This window comes from Sphingopyxis terrae subsp. terrae NBRC 15098, from assembly GCF_001610975.1.
Lineage (GTDB): Bacteria > Pseudomonadota > Alphaproteobacteria > Sphingomonadales > Sphingomonadaceae > Sphingopyxis > Sphingopyxis terrae_A.
This window is the reverse complement of the sequence record NZ_CP013342.1, coordinates 2,503,690-2,522,323: the sequence shown is the minus strand read 5'-3', so window position 1 is coordinate 2,522,323 and position 18,634 is coordinate 2,503,690. Positions and strand designations below refer to the sequence as shown.

Annotated in this window: 21 protein-coding genes and 1 tRNA gene; 3 read left to right on the top strand and 19 right to left on the bottom strand. The window is 66.4% G+C overall.

Translation table 11 applies throughout. The annotated features are described in order from the left end of the window. Positions 1-111: 111 nt before the first annotated feature. The 6 genes from AOA14_RS12110 to AOA14_RS12085 all read right to left on the bottom strand — a co-directional run bounded on the left by AOA14_RS12110 (position 112) and on the right by AOA14_RS12085 (position 7,881). Complete coding sequence (locus AOA14_RS12110) at positions 112-1,842, bottom strand: M56 family metallopeptidase (RefSeq protein WP_062901998.1); 1,731 nt, start codon at positions 1,840-1,842, stop codon at positions 112-114. After that, positions 1,839-2,207, bottom strand: coding sequence for a BlaI/MecI/CopY family transcriptional regulator (locus tag AOA14_RS12105; protein ID WP_062901997.1), 369 nt, complete (start codon positions 2,205-2,207; stop codon positions 1,839-1,841). The genes AOA14_RS12110 and AOA14_RS12105 overlap by 4 nt, the downstream gene beginning before the upstream one ends. A 365-nt stretch (positions 2,208-2,572) precedes the next feature. Further along, the gene (locus AOA14_RS12100) at positions 2,573-5,365 is read right to left on the bottom strand and encodes a DUF3857 domain-containing protein (protein WP_062901996.1); all 2,793 of its coding nucleotides are present in this window, start codon (positions 5,363-5,365) and stop codon (positions 2,573-2,575) included. A 99-nt stretch (positions 5,366-5,464) separates the two neighbouring features. Then, on the bottom strand, positions 5,465-6,859 hold the full coding sequence (locus AOA14_RS12095) for an amino acid permease (RefSeq protein ID WP_062901995.1): 1,395 nt from the start codon (positions 6,857-6,859) through the stop codon (positions 5,465-5,467). A gap of 85 nt (positions 6,860-6,944) precedes the next feature. Next, the gene (locus tag AOA14_RS12090; protein WP_062901994.1) at positions 6,945-7,586 is read right to left on the bottom strand and encodes a YoaK family protein; all 642 of its coding nucleotides are present in this window, start codon (positions 7,584-7,586) and stop codon (positions 6,945-6,947) included. A gap of 7 nt (positions 7,587-7,593) precedes the next feature. Further along, complete coding sequence (locus AOA14_RS12085; RefSeq protein WP_062901993.1) at positions 7,594-7,881, bottom strand: 4a-hydroxytetrahydrobiopterin dehydratase; 288 nt, start codon at positions 7,879-7,881, stop codon at positions 7,594-7,596. A 51-nt stretch (positions 7,882-7,932) separates the two neighbouring features. Between AOA14_RS12085 and AOA14_RS12080 the strand changes: the two genes are divergently transcribed. From AOA14_RS12080 to AOA14_RS12070, 3 genes are read left to right on the top strand one after another with little or no spacing between them, the layout of a single operon-like run. Beyond that, the gene (locus AOA14_RS12080) at positions 7,933-8,361 is read left to right on the top strand and encodes a metallopeptidase family protein (protein ID WP_062901992.1); all 429 of its coding nucleotides are present in this window, start codon (positions 7,933-7,935) and stop codon (positions 8,359-8,361) included. Beyond that, positions 8,358-8,942, top strand: coding sequence for a heme ABC exporter ATP-binding protein CcmA (ccmA, locus tag AOA14_RS12075; RefSeq protein ID WP_062901991.1), 585 nt, complete (start codon positions 8,358-8,360; stop codon positions 8,940-8,942). The genes AOA14_RS12080 and ccmA overlap by 4 nt, the downstream gene beginning before the upstream one ends. Then, positions 8,939-9,586 (top strand): heme exporter protein CcmB, encoded by a 648-nt coding sequence (locus tag AOA14_RS12070; protein WP_062901990.1) that lies wholly within the window; start codon positions 8,939-8,941, stop codon positions 9,584-9,586. Before ccmA ends, AOA14_RS12070 begins: the two co-directional genes overlap by 4 nt. A 236-nt stretch (positions 9,587-9,822) precedes the next feature. On the opposite strand, the gene rplA is transcribed toward AOA14_RS12070, so the two are convergent. The 13 genes from rplA to AOA14_RS12005 all read right to left on the bottom strand — a co-directional run bounded on the left by rplA (position 9,823) and on the right by AOA14_RS12005 (position 18,624). Then, complete coding sequence (gene rplA / locus AOA14_RS12065) at positions 9,823-10,521, bottom strand: 50S ribosomal protein L1 (protein ID WP_003049148.1); 699 nt, start codon at positions 10,519-10,521, stop codon at positions 9,823-9,825. Positions 10,522-10,525: 4 nt separating this feature from the next. Then, positions 10,526-10,957 (bottom strand): 50S ribosomal protein L11, encoded by a 432-nt coding sequence (rplK, locus tag AOA14_RS12060; RefSeq protein ID WP_003049146.1) that lies wholly within the window; start codon positions 10,955-10,957, stop codon positions 10,526-10,528. A 185-nt stretch (positions 10,958-11,142) separates the two neighbouring features. After that, positions 11,143-12,177, bottom strand: a complete 1,035-nt coding sequence (locus AOA14_RS12055) for an acyltransferase family protein (protein WP_238929648.1) — start codon at positions 12,175-12,177, stop codon at positions 11,143-11,145. Between the two features lie 65 nt (positions 12,178-12,242). Next, a complete protein-coding gene (locus tag AOA14_RS12050; RefSeq protein ID WP_062901988.1) occupies positions 12,243-13,178 on the bottom strand; it encodes an acyl-CoA thioesterase in 936 nt (311 codons plus the stop codon). A gap of 40 nt (positions 13,179-13,218) precedes the next feature. Next, positions 13,219-13,755: a transcription termination/antitermination protein NusG gene (nusG, locus tag AOA14_RS12045; protein ID WP_003049140.1), complete on the bottom strand. Its 537-nt coding sequence runs from the start codon at positions 13,753-13,755 to the stop codon at positions 13,219-13,221. A 40-nt stretch (positions 13,756-13,795) separates the two neighbouring features. Next, on the bottom strand, positions 13,796-13,993 hold the full coding sequence (gene secE, locus AOA14_RS12040; RefSeq protein WP_040590458.1) for a preprotein translocase subunit SecE: 198 nt from the start codon (positions 13,991-13,993) through the stop codon (positions 13,796-13,798). Between the two features lie 376 nt (positions 13,994-14,369). Then, positions 14,370-14,445 (bottom strand) — tRNA-Phe (locus tag AOA14_RS12035). 97 nt (positions 14,446-14,542) lie between these two features. Next, positions 14,543-14,737 (bottom strand): DNA gyrase inhibitor YacG, encoded by a 195-nt coding sequence (locus tag AOA14_RS12030; protein WP_062901987.1) that lies wholly within the window; start codon positions 14,735-14,737, stop codon positions 14,543-14,545. Then, complete coding sequence (locus AOA14_RS12025) at positions 14,727-15,689, bottom strand: Rne/Rng family ribonuclease (protein ID WP_062901986.1); 963 nt, start codon at positions 15,687-15,689, stop codon at positions 14,727-14,729. Before AOA14_RS12025 ends, AOA14_RS12030 begins: the two co-directional genes overlap by 11 nt. Continuing rightward, positions 15,682-16,278: a Maf family protein gene (locus tag AOA14_RS12020; RefSeq protein WP_082819915.1), complete on the bottom strand. Its 597-nt coding sequence runs from the start codon at positions 16,276-16,278 to the stop codon at positions 15,682-15,684. Before AOA14_RS12020 ends, AOA14_RS12025 begins: the two co-directional genes overlap by 8 nt. Further along, on the bottom strand, positions 16,275-16,493 hold the full coding sequence (gene infA / locus AOA14_RS12015; RefSeq protein WP_003049127.1) for a translation initiation factor IF-1: 219 nt from the start codon (positions 16,491-16,493) through the stop codon (positions 16,275-16,277). The genes AOA14_RS12020 and infA overlap by 4 nt, the downstream gene beginning before the upstream one ends. 83 nt (positions 16,494-16,576) lie before the next feature. Then, positions 16,577-17,443 carry a cupin-like domain-containing protein gene (locus tag AOA14_RS12010; RefSeq protein WP_062901985.1) on the bottom strand — a complete coding sequence of 289 codons (867 nt, stop codon included), beginning with the start codon at positions 17,441-17,443 and terminating at the stop codon, positions 16,577-16,579. Next, complete coding sequence (locus tag AOA14_RS12005; protein ID WP_062901984.1) at positions 17,440-18,624, bottom strand: GNAT family N-acetyltransferase; 1,185 nt, start codon at positions 18,622-18,624, stop codon at positions 17,440-17,442. The genes AOA14_RS12010 and AOA14_RS12005 overlap by 4 nt, the downstream gene beginning before the upstream one ends. Positions 18,625-18,634: the final 10 nt, after the last annotated feature.

Genomic DNA, 18,634 nt, shown 5'->3' with positions numbered 1-18,634 from the left:
AGGGCAAAAGGGGGGGCGGAGAAAGGAAACGGGGAAGAACCGCGCTCCCTTTCCCCGCCCCTGCCGCCGATCCCAACCGGGGAGCAAAGACCGGCGTCAAAGCTGATCCGGTTATTGGCCCTTTTCGGCCTCGGCTATGGCGCGATCCATGTCGGCGATCACCTTGGCGCGCATTTCGCCGGACATCGCGCTACGGCTGTCGGCCGCCAACCGGTCGCGCGCCTTTTTGAGCGCCGCGACCCGATCGGCCTTGCTCGCCCCGGCATCGCCGCACACCATCATCACCATGCGGTTGCGGCCGCCCTGTTCCTGTTCGTCGCTGGAAAACAGCCGAACCGATTTCTGCCCGTCCTTGCAGGTGGCCGTCGCCATCGCCTTGCCATCCTTCGAGCGCCAGGCGCCTTCGCCCATCGGAGGCATCGGCGGGAGTGGCGGCATCGGCGGCATTGGAGCCAGCGCGGTGCGGAAGCGCTCGGTGCGCTTGGCTTCCAGCTTGTCCGCAATGGCCTCGGCGCGCGCGCCGCTGATGCCCTGTTCTTTCAGCGTCGCCAGAATGTCCTCGCGCGACAGATTCCCCGGCAAGTGAAGCTCGAACCGCCGTCCCTCTCCGGTACCGGGCGCCAGCGCGACACGCGCCGCCTTGCCGTCGCCATCGACGATCTGGCGCACGACCACGCGGTTCACTTCGCGCCGCGTGCCGTCGGCCGAGGTCGTCACGGTTTCGCTCTCGCCATCGCCCTTGGTGGTGACGATCATGATATGGTGCGGACCGTCCGCAACCGGCTCAAGAGGTGCGGGAGGGGCCGGGGGCGCTTCGGGCGCGGCGGGCGGTGCCGGCGGTGCGGGCGGCGCGATCACGCCGGCGTCCTGGACATGCGCGGTGGCGGTCCCGGCGGGGACGAGCGTCGCGGTCGCGCCGAGCACGGCCAGCGTTGCGCTGCCGACGAGAAGCTTTCCGGCAAGGCGTCGCTTTTTCGAAATATCCTGCTGCGTCAACATGGTCAGCCTCTCCTGCAGATTATCGTGAACCGCCATCGGGGCGGCAAGTGATAGGCGCGCACCGACCGCTGCCTTGGCGATGGCAGCGGCATAATGGGCGGTGCGCACGCGGCGTTCGGCGGTGTCGGCCATCGTCAGCACGCGCGCGTCGCACGCCGCCTCCTGGTCGAAACGAAACGCCCGGATCGCGCGCCACGCGAGCGGGTTGAACCATTGCGAGGCGAGCAGCAGCAGCGCGGCGCTGTTTGCCCACAGATCGCCGTGGCGATGGTGCGCAAGTTCATGATCGATCGCTAGCGCGCGCTCTTCGGCGGCGTAGCGGGCGAAAAAGTCGTGGGGCACCGCCACATATCGGCTGAAAAGGCCAAAGGCGACGGGACCATCGACGGCGCCGCTCATGACGAGACGGATCGATCCGATCGGTTCGAGCGCGACCGCCTGCTCCAGCACCAGCCGCCGGAAACGCATATGCCGCACGATCGCCGTCGCGATCAGCAACAGCGCGCCCGCCATCCACAGGGTGAACAGCAGCGGCAGCGCGTCGGCCAGCCCCCAACTCGGTTGCGGCATCGCCGCCGGCGTCCCGATCGTCCGCGCCGCGTCGGCCGCCTCGATCAGCATCACATCGGCCGGGACGCTCGCCGCGACCGGCGCTGCCACCGGATCGGCCAAGGGCAATGGCGGCAGCACCAGCCGCAGCGCCGGCACGAGCCAGAGCGCATAGGTCAGGCGCGGACCGAACTGGCGCGCGAAAGGCTTGCGCACCAGCAGCACCGCGAAGACGAGCAGAGCGGTGGTGACGAGCGTGTCGCCCCATATCTGGAGGATGGTCGCGCCGCTCATGATTTGAGCTTCCGGAGCAGCGCCTCGATCTCGGCGATGTCGGTGTCGGTCAAGGCTTCGCGGTCGGCGAGATGCGCGATGAGCGGGCTGACGCGGCCGCCGAAGAGGCGGTCAACGAAACGCTGCGACTCGTCGCCCACCGCCGCGTCGCGATCAACCGCCGGACGATAGAGATAACGCCGGCCGTCGGCCTCCGCCGAAACGGCGCCTTTCTGTACGAGCCGCGCGAGCAGCGTCTTGACCGTTGCCTGCGTCCAGCCATTCGCCCGGCCGACGCGCGCGGTCAGATCGGCCGCGGACTGCGGGGCGTCGTCCCACAGTGCGGCCAGCACCTGCATTTCGGATTCGCTTGGTCGTTCCGCCACGGTGAACCCCTCCCTTCGGCTGCGACAATTTATGCGACTACAAATGTAGTCAATTGACTGAACGGTCGATGAACGGGATTTTTCCGGCCGGTGTCGGGATTTTTGACAAGTCGGGCGCGCGGTAAGAAATCGCTAACCAGCGTAACCCGCTGATTTGCGCGACGGCCCGAAAATGGCACGGCACTTGTATAGTAAGATATGTTCCCGAGTGTTCCGCTCAATGGAGCGGTGGGGGGCATCGGTCTGGTCCCTGATGCCCCCTGCCCCCACCGGGACATCCCCACTTGCCCCCGACGCAGACGGGGGGCGGAGCGGCCTTCAGGCCCCGCCCCCCGGATGCATTTCCCGCATCGATTTCGCTGTTGTTACGGCTTCAGCCCGAAGCGGGCATAATCGCGTTCGGTCGACGGCGACAGCTGGCGCGCAATCGCAAGATCGGCCGCGGCATCGGTGGCGCGGCCCAGCCGCTGGTAGACGATCGCACGCAGGAAGCGGCTCGATGCGAGCGACGGCACCTGCAGCAGCGCCGCGTCGAGATCGCGCAGCGCATCGTCGTTGCGGCCAAGGCGCAGCCACACCAGCGCGCGGCTGTCCAGAATATGCGCCGTGCTGTCCGCCAGCTCCATCGCCGAGGTGCAGTCCTTGAGCGCGCTGTCGACCGCGACTTCGCGCGACGCCTTCACCCAGCAGCGTGCGTTGAGCAGGTCGGGCGACCCCGGCTTTGTCGCAACGAGCGCATCGAGTTCGTCGATCGCAGCCTTGGGATCGCCGAATTCCCCGACCATCGCCGCCTTGGCGAGCCGGAGGTCGCTTTTCGATTTGCCGCCGAGCGCGATGCGATCGTCGAACATCCGCGTCGCCGCGGCGACATCGCCCTTTTCCGCGGTCAGCATCGCGACAGCCCCGATCGCGCCCAGCGACGAGGGGTCGAGCTTGCGCGCCTCTTCGGCATCGGCGAGCGCGCCCGCAATATTCCCCAACTCCTTGCGCACTCCCGACCGGGACAGATAGGCGTCCTCCGACGGCTGCAGCGCGATCTGGCGGGTCAGCGTCTGCTCCGCCCCCTTGTAATCGCCGATGCCGCGCTGGAATGACGCTTCGCTGATCAGCGCCGACACATTTTCCTCATCGGCCTTGGCGGCGTTGACCGCATAAATCGACCGCACTGCGTCGAGCTGCGACGTCGATGGTGCGCCTTTCAGGTTCCAGCGCCGCCGCGCATCCTCGGGCGCGACCAGTCGCGGGGTCTGGCTGATGACGGTGGCAACGCGGTCGCGCTCGTCCGCGACATCCGTCGGCGCGATTTCGACGCCACTGCTCGCCAGCACCTCGTCGACGACGACATAGCCGTCGGCCATCGTCACGCTGCGCTTGACATCGACGCCGGCGAGCCGCGCGTCGAGCGCGCCTTCGCCCTCGATCTTGTAGTCACGGCCACCGTCGGGCAGCCGGACGCGCAAACGATAATGCGCATAGTCAGGCGCGCCCGTCGCTACGGGGATATTCGCCCAGGAAGCGCGCGCGCGGTCGGGCGAAAATTCGATCAGATTGCCGACGCGCGATAGCCAGCGCTCGCTGTGATTATCCTCGCGCTCCCACCCCGATCCGAACACGCCGCGCGCGGTGATCGTCACGCTGCCGTCCGCGGCGTCGGGTTTGGCTTCCAGCTTGTCGAACTGCGCCTGCCCGACGAAATTCTGCAGCAGGCCGTTCAGCATGTCCTCCTGCTCCTTGGGACCGAGCTGCGCGGTCGACAGGGTAAGCAGGCTGGCGAGCTGGCCGCGCACGACCATGTCGACCTTGATGACCGACGGAAGGTCGATGCTGGTGCTTTCGTCGGCATCGAGCGCCAGGTCGATCGTCGGACGCGCCGGACGGCGCAGCGCGATCTTCTCCAGCTCCGCTCCTTCGGCGCGCACCGGCAGGACATAGCCGAAGGCCGGCGTATCGCGAATATCGGCGAGCCGCGTGCCAAGGCCCGTCCCGTCGAGCCACAGCGGCTCGCCGCCGATGGTCGCCTTGACGATGACATGGTTGAAGGCCAGCGCCGTGGGCAGGCGGCTCGCCACCGCATCGCCAAGCTGGGCGTGCGCAAGCACCGGTTCGGCATCAATGTCCATCGCGTGCAGCATCGCGAGCAACAGCAGCGTCTTCGCCTTGCAGTCGCCATAGCGGACGTCCCATGTCTTCGCGGGCGTCTGCGGCACATAATTGCCGCCGTCCATGCCCACCGCCAGATAGCGGACCTTGTCCTGCACGATTTGCAAGGCTTTGGCGGCGCGTTCGAGCGGGTCGGTCGTCGCCGCCTTGATCGCCGCCACTTCGGCGGCGAGCGGGCTGTCGTCCGCGATGGTGCCGGCCGTCGCGTACAGCGGCGCCATCACCTTCGACACGTCGGACCAGCCCGAAAAGGTCGATGCCTCGATCAGCGGCGGGCTGCGAAAGCGCATTGGCGCGTCCGACGGCATTTCCGCCTGTTTCGCGATCGGCAGGGTGACGGGCAGCTCGTAATAGGCGCCCTTGCGCACCGGCTTCAGCGTGACGCCATTGGCGAAGGATTTCCATTGCAGCTTGTCGTCGGCGCGCCAGGACAGGCGGTAGCTGCCCGATCCGATGCGCGCGGGTTCGGCGATCAGCGGCACCGCCAGCTGCGCGTGGCCGCCCAGCGCGTCATCCTTGTTGGTAATCGACATGCGCAGCCGCAACATGTCGCCCACGCGCAGTCCCTCGACGGGCAGATTGGCCGACAGGATGCCGGTCAGCTCGCGCTGTTCGAGCGCTTCTTCGCGGCGCAATACGGTAAACTTCTGGCCGCCCGCCAGCGCGTCGATCACCTGCCCGTCGCGGATGATCGACAGTTCGTGGACGATCAGATCGCCCTTGTCCGGCGCCCAGCCGACCGTCACATTGCTGTTCTGCGCCAGTTCTTCGGGCGTGTTGAGCTTGATGACGGTGTCAGTGTAGTTCCAGACCGTCGCGCCATCGACACGCTGTTCGATATCCAGCACCTGCAACCCACCGCCCGGTGCAGCGTCGGGCAAGGTCGTGGCCAGCGCCCAGTCGGGGGCAGGCTGATAGAGCGGTTGCTCGCCCGCCAACGCCGACCCGACCGGACCAATCAGTAAAACTACACCAGCAACACGTCCCCATCCGGCCATCGGCCTTTTCCCCTAATCAAATGCCCCAAAACAAATTCCAGCCTGCATGGGCTGACGGCGCGATGCAACCGCCATTCCATGCCAGCATGGATCTATTGGTCAGCCGGCGACGGCGCGGCCCCGCGCATAAAGGAAATAGACGGCCAGACCGCCGATGTTCCAGACGAGGAACCACAGCTGCGTCTTTGCCGGCAGGCTGAAGAAAAGATAGATGCACCCCAGCACCGCGATGCCGCCGACCACCCACGGCATCGGCGCGCGGAAGGTCCGCGGTGCGTCGGGCGCGCGGCGGCGCATGATGAGCATGCACACCGACACTGCGGTAAAGGCCGCCAGCGTTCCCGCATTGGCCAGCGCCGCCAGCTCGCCGAGCGGGATGAAACCCGCCAGCACCGCGACGACTGCGGCGGTGAAGATCGTGATCCGCACCGGCGTCCCGCGCGCCGACAGCTTCGCCAGGCTGGCGGGCAGCAGGCCGTCGCGCGCCATGGTGAAGAAGATACGGCTTTGACCATAGAAGAAGGCGAGGATCACGGTCGGCAGCGCGATGACTGCGGAAATCGCCAGATAATGGGCAGCGAGCGGCTGGCCGAGTTCACGCAGGATCAGCGCCAGCGGCTCGGGGCTGTTCGCGAACCGGCTGTAGGAAATTGCGCCGACCGCGGCGACCGCGACGGCGATGTAGATCAGGACGCAGGCGATCATCGATCCGACGATCCCGATCTTGAGGTCGCGGTCGGGATTCTTCGCCTCCTCGGCGGCCGTCGCGATTGCGTCGAAGCCGTAGAAGGCAAAAAAGATGATCGCCGCCGCCGCCATTACACCGCGCTCGACGCCGTCAGGCCCCATATGCTTGGCAAAGCCGAACGGGCTGAAGGGTTCGAGATTGGCGGCGTCGAAGGCGGGCAGCGCGACCGCCGCGAACACCGCAAGCGCGACGATCTTGACCAGCACGAGAACGGCGTTGACCGTCGCACTTTCGCGCGTGCCATAGAGCAGCATGCCTGCGACCACCGCGATGATCGCGATCGCCGGCAGGTTGACGATCCCGCCGAGTTCGGGGCCTTGCATCAATTCCTGCGGCACCTGCGCCCATTCGTGGAGCAGCGGCGCGGCATAGCCCGACCAGCCGACCGCGACCGCGCTGACGACCAGCGAATATTCGAGGATCAGGCTCCATCCGACGATCCACGCGATCAGTTCGCCGATCACCACATAGCTGTAGGTATAGGCGCTGCCCGACGCGGGGATCATCGTCGCCATTTCGGCATAGGCGAGCGCGGCGCAGGCGCAGATCAGTCCGGCGATGACGAACGAAAGGATGACCGCGGGGCCCGCCTTGTCGGCGCCGACGCCGATCAGCGTCAAGATACCGGTGCCGACGATCGCGCCGACACCGAGCGCGACGAGATGCGGCCAGCCGAGCGTGCGCGCAAGCTTGTGTTCATGCGCGTCGGGAACGATCGCCTTGCGGCGAAATAGGCTGTCGGACATGCGGCACACTCCCCTGTGTCACGATATGGCGTGTTACTTTATTGCCGACTTTTGGAACGGTCGGCCGGGGAAGGCAAGCGCCGCCTTATGGCGCCTGTCTCGCCATCCACATCGCGCGCGCGCCCAGCCCCGCGGCAAGCGCGATCGCGAGCCCGTAAGCCAGCGGTGCCGACCACAGAACGGTGCGCGCACCGAGGACGGCACCGCCCGCCAGCCCCGCCCATAGCCCCAGATGATGACGCCACCGCCGGTCGCCCTCGCCGCGAAGCGCGTTGGCGATCTTCTGCCCCATCTGGACGAGCGTGCCCGTCATATAGGTAACGCCGACCACAGTGCCGTCGCTGCCCTCGATCGCCGCATTGACGACGCCCATCGCAAAAGCGAGGCCGAGAATGGCGACCCAGCCGGTATCGGCGACACGCAGCAGCGCCGCGACGATCAGCAATAACGTCACGCACAGCAGCACCACCGGCGTACGCCGCCGTCCGGCGCGCGCGCCGATCAACGATCCGGCGACGACGCCGGTGACGAAAATCGCGATGATGCTGCCCGCAAGCAGGGCGGCGCGATGCCCCTCCGCCACCCCGACCGCGAGGCGGGTCGAATTGCCCGTCATGAACGACACGAAAAAGCCCGCCGATTCGACGAAGCCGATCGCATCGACGAAGCCCGCCAGAATCGCGATCCCGACGGCGAGCGTGCGATAAGCCTGATCGAAGCGGATCATCGGCGGATCAGAGCAAGGCTTCGATCGCTTCCGCCAGGCGCGCGTCGCGCTCGGACAGCCCGTCGGCGTCGTGCGTGGTCAACAGGATATCGACGCGATTATAGACGTTCGACCATTCGGGATGGTGATCCATCTTTTCGGCGATGATCGCGACGCTCGCCATGAAGCCGAAAGCCTGCGCGAAATCGTCGAACCGGAACCGGCGCGTAATCGCGTCGCGCTGCGGCTCGTGCGTCCATTCGGGAAAGCGCGCGAGCAGCGCCGCACGCGCCGCATCGTCGAGTTTCTGAACCATCCGCTTTCTCCCGCTGGTAAAGACCGTGTCCCCGCCATAAGGAAGGGCGCGATGAGCGACAAGGCCGCCCTTTCCCGATTGCCCGACGGCTGGACCGGCGGCGCCCCCGATGCCGATGCCTTTCACGCGATGGCCGACGCGGCGCTGGCCGCGCTGCCCGATATTTTCAAGCCGCACATCCGCGGCGTGGTCGTCGCGATCGAGGAATTTGCCGACGACGAAACGCTCGCGTCGCTCGGTATCGAACATCCCTATGATCTGACCGGCCTCTACGAAGGCCGGCCGCTGACCGAGCGCAGCATCGACATGAGCGGCGGCATGCCCGACCGGGTGACGCTCTATCGCATCCCGATCCTGGTCGAATGGATCGAAGGCGGCGAACGGCTCGACTGGCTGGTGCGCCACGTCCTGATCCACGAAATCGGACATCATTTCGGCTTTTCGGACGACGATATGCACGCGCTGGAAAACATGGCGTGACGCTGTTGCTTAAGCTCGACCGCATTGCCTGCATCCGCGGCGACCGGCTGCTCTTCGAAGGCCTGTCGCTGGCGCTTGCGCGCGGCGAGGCGCTGTGGCTGCGTGGCCCCAACGGTGCCGGAAAATCGAGCCTGATCCGCGTTGCCGCGGGCCTGCTCCGCGCCGCCGCGGGCACGGTGACGCGGCACGAACGCTGCGCGCTGATCGACGAAGCCGCGGCGCTCGATGCCGAACTGCCGCTGCGCCGCGCGCTCGACTTATGGGCGCGCATCGACGGCATCGACGGCCCCATGACGCAGCGCGCGATGGAGGCGATGGCGCTCGGCGCCCTTGCCGAAGTACCGGTTTCGATGCTATCGACGGGCCAGCGCAAGCGCGCCGCGATGGCACGCGTCATCGGCAGCGCGGCGCCGATCTGGATGCTCGACGAACCTGCCAATGGCATGGACGACGCCGCCCGGACGCGGCTCGTCGCAGCGATCGCGGCGCATCGCGCGAACGGCGGCGCGGTATTGCTCGCCTCGCACTTCGCGCTCGACATCCCGAATCTCGCCGAGCTGGACATGGGGGCGCGCGCATGACCGCATTGCTCGCGCTCTTCTGGCGCGACCTGCGCCGCGCCTGGGGCAGCGGCGCGCTTTGGCTGCCCGTCGTTTTCTTCCTGCTCGTCGCGACCGCCTTTCCCTTCGCGGTGGGCCCCGACGCGCCGCTGCTCGCGCGCACGGGGGGCGGCATGCTGTGGGTCGCGGCGCTGCTCGCGGCGCTACTGCCGATCGACCGGCTGATCCGCCCCGATAAGGATGCGGGCGTGCTCGATCAGCTTGCGGTGCGCGGCGTCGCTGACGAGGTCGTCGCGGCGGTCAAAATCGCCGCCCATGCGATCGGCTTCGGGTTGCCGTTGCTGATTGCACTGTTACCCGCCGCGGCGCTGCTCGCGCAGGACGCGGCGCGCGTCGCGACGATCGCCACCGGCCTCGCCATCGCCATCCCCGCCCTCGCCTCGCTCGCGGTACTCAGCGCCGCGCTCACGGCGAACCTCAAGGGCGGCAATGCGATCGGCGGGCTGCTCGTCCTGCCGCTCGCGGTGCCGCTGCTGATCTTCGGCGCCGGAATGCTCGATCCATCGGGCCGCGGCGCGACGAAACTGCTCGCTGCTGCCAGCCTGCTGCTGACGGTGATCGGCCCCTTCGCGGCGGGGGCGGCATTGCGAGGCTTGCGGGAATAGCGGGTTTCGAGCGGAAGGGCGCATCTGAACAGATAGTAGTCCAGCGTCGATATTGCGTTCCCTGGCGAAGGCCGGGGTCCGGAGTGTCGAACGCTGATGTTGGTGCTGTAAAGCCCTGGACCCCGGCCTTCGCGGGGGAACATCAAGCGGTTAACGGCAACGTCTGCTTCCCACCGCCCAAAAGAAAAGGGCCGGAGTTTCCCCCGGCCCTTTCCTTGAATTGCTTTGCCTGAAAATCAGGCGCCGGCGACGTCCGCGGTGTCGATCTTGACGCCCGGGCCCATCGACGACGACAGCGCGATCTTGCGGACATATTTGCCCTTCGCACCGGCCGGCTTGGCCTTGACGATCGCGTCGACGAACGCGTCGAAATTCTGGCGGAGCTTTTCTTCGCCGAACGACAGCTTGCCGAGGCCCGCGTGGATGATCCCGGCCTTTTCGACGCGGAATTCGATCTGGCCGCCCTTGGCTGCCTTGACCGCTTCGGCGACGTTCGGGGTGACGGTGCCCAGCTTCGGGTTCGGCATCAGGCCCTTCGGACCCAGCGTCTTGCCGAGGCGGCCGACGATGCCCATCATGTCCGGCGTCGCGATGACGCGGCCATAGTCGAGGTTACCCGCGAGCATGTCTTCCATCAGGTCTTCGGCACCGACCTTGTCGGCACCGGCGGCCAGCGCCTTTTCGGCATTGTCGCCGCGCGCGAAGACCGCGACCTTGACGTCCTTGCCGGTACCGGCGGGCAGCGTGACGACGCCGCGGACCATCTGGTCGGCGTGACGCGGATCGACGCCCAGGTTCATCGCGATTTCGAGCGTTTCGTCGAACTTCGCCGAAGCGAGTTCACGGACGGTCTTCAGCGCGTCTTCGATGCTGTGCAGCTTCGTCGCGTCGACCTTGCCCTCGAGGGCCTTCTGCTTCTTGGTCAGCTTTGCCATCGGTTCAGCCCTCCGTCACTTCGAGGCCCATCGAGCGGGCGCTGCCTTCGATGATCTTGGTCGCCTGTTCGATGTCGTTGGCGTTCAGATCCTTCATCTTGATCTCGGCGATCTCGGCGAGCTTCGAGCGCGCGATCTTGCCGCCGCTGATCTTGCCGGGCTCCTTCGAACCCGACTTCAGGTTCGCGGCCTTCTTGATGAGGTAGGTCGCCGGGGGCGTCTTGGTGACGAACGAGAAGCTCTTGTCCGCAAAGACGGTGATGATGGTCGGGGTCGGGGTGCCCTTGTCCATGCCGTCGGTCGCGGCGTTGAACGCCTTGCAGAATTCCATGATGTTGACGCCGCGCTGACCCAGCGCCGGCCCGAGCGGCGGCGAGGGGTTGGCGGTGCCGGCGGGCACCTGCAGCTTGATATAGCCGCTGATCTTCTTGGCCATGATGGCCTCCTTTCTTTCTGTCGCCCCGGACAGATCCGGGGCTCAAAATAAGCGGTCAAGCAGAGGGTTATCAGCCCTCCTCCCGCGCGGAATCACGCCGCCGTTCCAAAGGAGGGCGATCGCGAAGCGCGGCCGTTAGCGGGCTTTCGCCCGAAATGCAAGGAAAGACGCGCCGCGCGGCGCGATCAGACGGCGGCGGCCGCCTGCTGGCCGCGCCGGCTCTTCCAGCGATCGCGGATCATCCGCTGGCCAGGACGTTCGATGTAGCGATAGGTGAATTCGGACAGCAGCATGACGATCGCGACGAAGAGGATATGCGCCGAAAGCAGGCCGTAGTCCCAATCACGGAACTTGCCAGCGACGCGCAACAGCACGTCCGCGACGGGAATATTGACGAGATAGATCGAATAGCTGCGGTCGCCGAGCCACACGAGCGGCGCTGTTCCCATGAAGCGCGTCCGCAGCGCCAAGATTAACGCCGCCGGCCAGGTCAGCGCGGTGAGCGGCAGCACCGGATTGGCTGTCCCGGTCGGGATCAGGAGTCCCGCCACGGCGATCGCCACGAGCACCAGCGCCGGAACGCGCGCAAAACGGTCGCGGTAGCGCCACAGCAGCACACCGATGAAAAAGCCGAAGCCGCCACGCGCGATGCTGTTGGCGGAGGTAAGCGGCTGGCCCGCGTGCCCGTCGAAAAGAAGCACTATACCGCTCGCCAGAATCGCGGTGCAAGCGACCGTAAGGACCGCCCGTCGCCCCGCGAAAGCCGCCGCCGCGAAAAGAATATAGCAAAAAACCTCGACCGAGATCGACCAGGATGGACCATCGAAGGTGCGCGCGACCGGCTCCGTAAACACCTGCAGCATGAACAGATGCGCAATGAAGGTACCGACGTTGTTATACGGCATCCACCAGAAGGTTGCAGCGCAGCAGACGAGCATGAACAGGTGAAGCGGGTAGAGGCGCGCGATACGCGCCACGGTGAAATCGGCAAGTGCGCGCGTCGACTGCAGCGACTCGCCGAAGCGGTAAACATGCGCGAAGACGAAACCCGATAGCAGGAAGAACAGGTCTACTGCGGTCCAGCCATTGTCACGCAGCCACGCTGCTACCGGACCGCCCCAGCCGTCTTCGAAAACAGCGCGTTCGAACAATATCTTGGAATGATATCCGAAGGCGACGGCGCAGGCGGCAAGCCCGCGCACACCGTCAAGCTGCTTCAATCGTCCGATGGCCGTGCCGTCTGTTCCCATCCGAAAAGCAGCCCCCTCTGCGGTCCGCGCAATCGCTATCGCGCGGCATCCGGGCGATAGCGTACCAGGCCTTCCTGCACCACGGTTGCGATCAGCGTGCCGTCCTGGCGATAGATCGATCCGCGGCACAGCCCGCGGTCACCGCCCGTCCACGGGCTGTCCATCACGAACACGAACCAGTCGTCGACGCGAATATCGTCGTGGAACCACATCGCATGATCGAGGCTGGTCGACACCATGCCCGGCGTCCAGAAGTTGACGCCGTGCGGCAGCATCGCCGACGACAAAAGCCCCATGTCGGATGCGAAAGCGAGGAAACCGCGATGGAGCAGCGGATCGTCGCCGATCGGCGCGGCGACGCGGAACCACTGGTAATGCTGCGTCGCCTTGGCCGAAGCCGGCGGGCGATAGCTGCGCACCTCGAACGGCCGCCGCCGCGCCATATGGGCAAGATGGCGGTCCGAAATATTGGGATCGGCAGCGATGAAATCGGTGAAGTCCCAGCACTGCTCGGGCGGCAGCAGGTCGGGCATCGGCACCTGATGCGACAGCCCTTTCGCCGGAATCTGGAACGATGCGGTCAGGTTGAAGATCACCTTGCCGTCCTGGCGCACGACGACACGGCGGTTCGAAAAGCTGCGCCCGTCGAAATCGCGGTGGATACGGAAATGCAGCGGTTTGGTTTCGTCGCCGCCACGCAGGAAATATGCGTGGAGCGAATGCACCTGCTTTCCGGTCTCGACCGTGCGCGACGCCGCGAACATCGCCTGCGCGATGACCTGCCCGCCGAAAATCCGGTCGCGCGCGGTGGTCGCAAGGGCGGGATAGGTAAATTCATCCTCGACGCCGGGCACGGGGTCGAGATCGAACAGCCGCGCGACCGCCGCGACGACCTTCTCGGCCGCAACACCCGCGTTGATTTCGCGGGCGCGCGCAACACGGGCCTGAATCTCGTCCTGACTCAGACTCATGCAATTATCCCGTGCTGCGAAAAGCGACGGCCCACGGCCATCACTTCATCCGTTCGACCTGCTCGAAATCGAGCTCGACCGGCGTCGCACGGCCGAAGATCGATACGCTGACCTTGACGCGCGCCTTGTCGAAATCGAGTTCTTCGACCACGCCGTTGAAGCTCGCGAACGGGCCTTCGAGTACCTTGACCTGATCGCCGATTTCGTAATCGACGCGAATCTCGGTCTTCGGGCGCGCAGCGGCTTCTTCCTTGCTGTTCAGGATACGCGCGGCTTCGGCTTCGCTGATCGGCTGGGGCTTGCCCGACGACCCCAGGAAGCCCGTAACCTTCGGCGTATTCTTGACGAGGTGATAGACATCGTCGGTCATCGTCAGCTTGGCGAGCACATAGCCGGGGAAGAATTTGCGTTCGGACTGAACCTTCTTGCCGCGCTTGACCTCGGTCACCGTTTCGACGGGCACTTCGACCGCCTCGACGAAATCGCTGAGGCCAAGGCGCTCGGCTTCGGTGACGACCGAATCGCGAACCTTGTTCTCGAAACCCGAATAGGCGTGAATGATGTACCAGCGCGCCATCTGTGCGTGTCCTGTCCTGAAATTGGGTGTGAAGCGCGGATCAGCCCGCGAGCGACGTCAGCCAGCCGACGATCAGCTTGAATACCGTGTCAACGCCGAAGAAGAACAGCGACAGCAGGATCGTCATGATCAGAACCATGATCGTCGTCTGCATCGTCTCGCGGCCCGTCGGCCACACGATCTTGCCGGCTTCCGCCTTTACCTGGTTGACGAATTCGCCAATTTTGGGCCTCGCCATATCGATCGTCCCGTCCTTCATGCGTCTCAGTTCACGGCCAGATGGGTTGCCGCCCCCGCCGCGTCAAGCACGGCTTCAGGCAATAGTCCGCCCACCCTCCCCGAGCATGTCGGCGAAAGGCGGAAGGAAAACGGCGCATCTGTCCGAATGGGCGGCCTTTAGCCGCGCGCCAGAGCCTTGGCAAGCGATTGCCGCATGGCACCCCCGCCCCGGCCCGGGATATCGCGCCATGCACGCGCCCACAGAAAGCTGGCCGGGAATTTTCGGATCGGAACCGAGCGGCATGACGCGCCACGCCGCGCCGACGAGCCACGCGAGCCATCGCAGGAATATTATCTCGGTTTCAAGATGTTCCGGATCGGTCGCCAAGGGACCGTGGTGCCCGGGGGCGGGATCGAACCACCGACACTGCGATTTTCAGTCGCATGCTCTACCAACTGAGCTACCCGGGCACGGGCTCCACAAGGCCGTGCGGCCTGTTCGGGAGCGGCGGCTATAGGCAGGGGTTTCGATCCTGTCCAGAGCCTTTGTTGCGCAAATTTCTTCCTGTCATTCATCCTCGAAACGGTCGCCGTCGAGGCCCCCGTCGGGCGCCTGATCGACCGGTACGCGATAGCCTTCGTCGAACCAGCGATTGAGGTCGCGGTCGCGGCAGCCGCGGCTGCAAAAGGGCTTGTAAGCCTCGTCGCGCGGCTTGCCGCACAAGGGGCAGCGGCGCGATCTGGCGGCGGCATTACTGGGCATGGCCCGTTCCTTTCACTTGCGCATCGGCGGCAATCGCAACCGCGCGCCCGGTGCGCCGTTCGAGCAGCGCGCTCCAGTGCGGGTGCGCGCCGATCCATTGGGCAACGGCCGGTCGCGCCGTGAGTTGCAGCGGTCCGGCACCAACCGCGCGCTCTGCCTGGCGCAACAGCAGCGCGGCGTCGGTCGCCACGGGATCGAAGCGGACCTGTTCGATCAGCGACGGGCGCTCGCGGCGCCGGATGATCTGCAGAAAGCCGAACCCGTTGGTCCCGGTGCGCTCGAACGGCTGCGGGAAATACGCATCGACCCAGCCATCGACCGCCCGCCGCTCGGCGCGGCCCGGCAGCGAGGGAAAATCGATGCCGATCGAACCGCCGATATCGCAGCAGCGTACAACATGCGCCGCAGCTGCCGCGCCGGCCTGCGCCAGCGCCAGCGGATCGCCGTCGCCGTCGATGTCGATGAGCAGCATCGCCGGCGTGGCATCGACCCACAGCGCGCCGCCGGCGAAAGGCCAATGGCCGGTGCGAACATGATCGATCAGATCGGACCAGCCCGCTTCCTCAAGCCGGTCGGGACCGGTCGGCGCCAGGTCGGTCACCGGCAGGCCGCTCGCGGCGATGCGCGCGCGCAGGTCGGGACCGTCATCCGGCTCGGCGTCGCTAAGCCGACCGCGCGCGGGCTTGTCGCGGCCGCGCTCGCGCAGCGCCATGCGCGTGATCTCGACCGCCAGCCGCGTGCCGAGCGGAACGCCCCTTGCCGCCACGGTCGCGACGGGGTCGCCCGGCAGGTCGAGCCGCACCACCCCCGGTTCGATCAACCGCCCGGTGATAATAGCACCGACGCGCGGCCGCTCGCCCTCGCGTTCGATCCGCGCTTCGATAATATGACCGTCTTCGATTAGCGCGGCCCGCGCCTCGCCGATGCCGGCTTCGTATAGCCACTCAGCCAAGTGGCACTCCGGCACTCGTCAGCAGCGCGCGCGTCTCGAAGATCGGCAGGCCGACGACGTTGGAATGGCTGCCCGAAAGGAAGCGCACGAACATCTCGGCCTTGCCCTGGATGGCATAGCCGCCGGCCTTGCCCATCCCCTCGCCGCTCGCGACATACCAGTCGATCTCGGCGGGCGTCAGCCGTTTGAAGGCGACGACGGTATCGGCGACGCGAACGCGCGGGCGGCCATCCGCCGCGACGACGCAAACCCCCGAATAGACATGATGGCGCCGTCCCGACAACAGGCCGAGCATCCGGCGCAGATCGGCCTCGTCGGCTGGCTTTTCGAGGATGCGGCGCCCGACCGCGACGGTCGTGTCGCCCGCCAGCACCACCTCGTCCGCCGCGCGGTCGACGGCGCGGGCCTTGCTCTCGGCGAGGCGCGCGACATAGGCGCGCGGCAGTTCGCCCTTCAGCGGGGTTTCATCGATGTCGGGAGCCGCAATGCGCGCCGGCTCGAGACCGATGCGCGCCAGCAGTTCGAGCCGACGCGGCGACGTCGATGCGAGCACGAGCGACGGTGCGGGCAAGATCGCCGCCCCGCTCACTTGAAGCGATAGGTGATCCGACCCTTGGTCAGGTCATAGGGGGTGAGTTCGACGAGCACTTCGTCGCCCACCAGAACGCGGATGCGGTTCTTGCGCATCTTGCCGGCCGTATGGCCCAGAATTTCATGGTCGTTTTCCAGCCGGACGCGGAACATCGCGTTGGGCAGAAGTTCGACCACCTGGCCGCGCATTTCGAGAAGTTCTTCTTTCGCCATCTATCCTCTATGGGCTCGAAATTTAAGGATGCGCGCCCATAGCTCCAAATGCGCGCAATTGAAAGCCATCTGTCGCCGCGGCGTCAGGACACGAGTTTCAGCTTGCGCGCGACACGCCAGCCGACGGTCTTTGCCCGGGCATAGCTCGGCCAGCGTGGCGGCATTGCGGGGTTCAATCCCATCCGGCGCAGCGCGGCGTTGGCGGCATGGGCTTCGGATTCGCGGTAGCTCCATTCGCTGCGCCAGGTGATCGAGAGCGAGATCGAGGGCGCGTCGCCGTTGCGGACATAATGCGGCGCCATCACCGGCATCAGCACCGCATCGCCCGGCGCGAGCGGGACCGCCTGTTCGGCGCCTTCAAAGCCATCATCCCACGGCAGGTTGCGGTGACCGCCGGTGTGGTAGCGCTCGTGCTCGATCCGGTGGGCAAAGCGTTCGTCGCCCGCAGGCCAGACGTGCATCACCTTGCTGCCGCGAAGCTGGAGCAGGATGTTGTGCTCGGGATCGAAGTGATAGGGCGTGATCGATCCCGGCGACGAGATGAAGACGAACCCCTGCGGCGTCAGCATCGCGCCGGTGCGCGGCGAAACAATGGGTTCCAGCTCGCCGAGCAGGTCCATCAACAGCGCCCGATAGGCATCGACCGTTTCGATATTCTTGAGTACCGCCCAACTGCGGTTGCTGTCGATGGTGCGGATCGTTTCGGCAATCGACAGCCCGTTCGATGGCACATCCTCGGGCCGGATACCGACAGGCAGATCGCCCGGATTATATTCGACCTGCGACCCCGGCAAAGTGTCGGCGAGCGCCGCCAGCGCATCGAGCGAGAGCAACGGATGGTCGGGCAGGCGGTGGTGCAGCAGCCCCGCCTGCGCCGGATAGAGCGCGGTCATACGCTCCAGCGTTTCGGGCGGAAAGACACGAACTTGGTCGGCGGATTGCGCGGTCATGACGGATCCTGTTCGATCGGCGGTTTGGGGGCGGCGCGCTTCAGACGGCGCCAGATTTTCTCAGCACGCGCCAGCGCGCGAAAGCGCCAGCGATCCGAGGCGCCCGACAGGGGCGCGTTGATCCACACCAGCCGGCGCCGTTCGCGCCAGACGCTGTCGATCATCGGATGATCGGGCGCCGCGCAGCTGTCGACCCATGCGACGCGCACGTCGCCGAGAATGTCGAGATTCGCCTGCTGAAGCAGCACGCCGGGCGAGAAGCGGGCATATTCCTCGTCGAAGGCGGTCTTGAAGGAAAAGGCGCCTGGTGGCGTCACGAAATTGATCAGCAGCGCGATCGGCCGCTCGCCAAGATCGAGCGCGCGCATGTCGAGCCGGCCCGCCTGGGCCGCTGCGGCAAGGATCGCGCGGAACCAGGCCTCGGTTTCGCTCTGGCTCGCAAGCGCCGACCCCGCGCGCCCCTTCCAGCCGCGCGCTTCGAGGTCGAGGAAAGCATCGATCCAGCCCTCGATCGCGTCGCCGCTGCGCCACTGGCGGAACGCCAGCGGCCCCAGTTCGGCAAGGCGGTTGGCCTGGCGCCGCAATTCCTTGCGCTTCTTGCCGCGCATGGCGGCTTCCCAATAGGCGGCCGGCGACAGGTCGCTTTCGAGCAGCGCGCGCTCCTCGCGGTGGACCGCTTCGGCCTCGTCGCCGCGACCGCGCACGACTTCGGCCAGCGCGCGATGCAGCGGGCCGTCTTCGGTCAATCGCGACACCTGAACCAGCGTTTGCGCCCACGGCGCAGCATCGCACCAGCCAAGCAGGATCGACCAGAAAAGCGTCTCGTAGCCCGCGCGCACCAGCGGGGCGCCGTGAAAATGATTGGGATGCGCCCAGCCGACAACATGGCGGAGCGGCAGCGGGCCGTAGCGCGCGGCGGGCGCCAGCGGCATCACGCCGATCAGCGGCCCGTCGCTGCCCGTCATCACCATCACCAGCCGCGCCTGCCGCTCGGGATCGAGCAGGTGCAGCGCCGATTGCAGGCACCAGCGTTCGACGAAGGGATTGGGCTCGCTCGCCGCCGCGGCCAAGCCGTCCCAGGCCGCGGCAAGATCGTCCGACAACGCGAGCGGCTCGACAACACGAACGGTCAGCGGCGCGGCTTCGGCGGCATGGGTCGGAAAGGCGGGATGCACCGTCATCGGCGGCGAG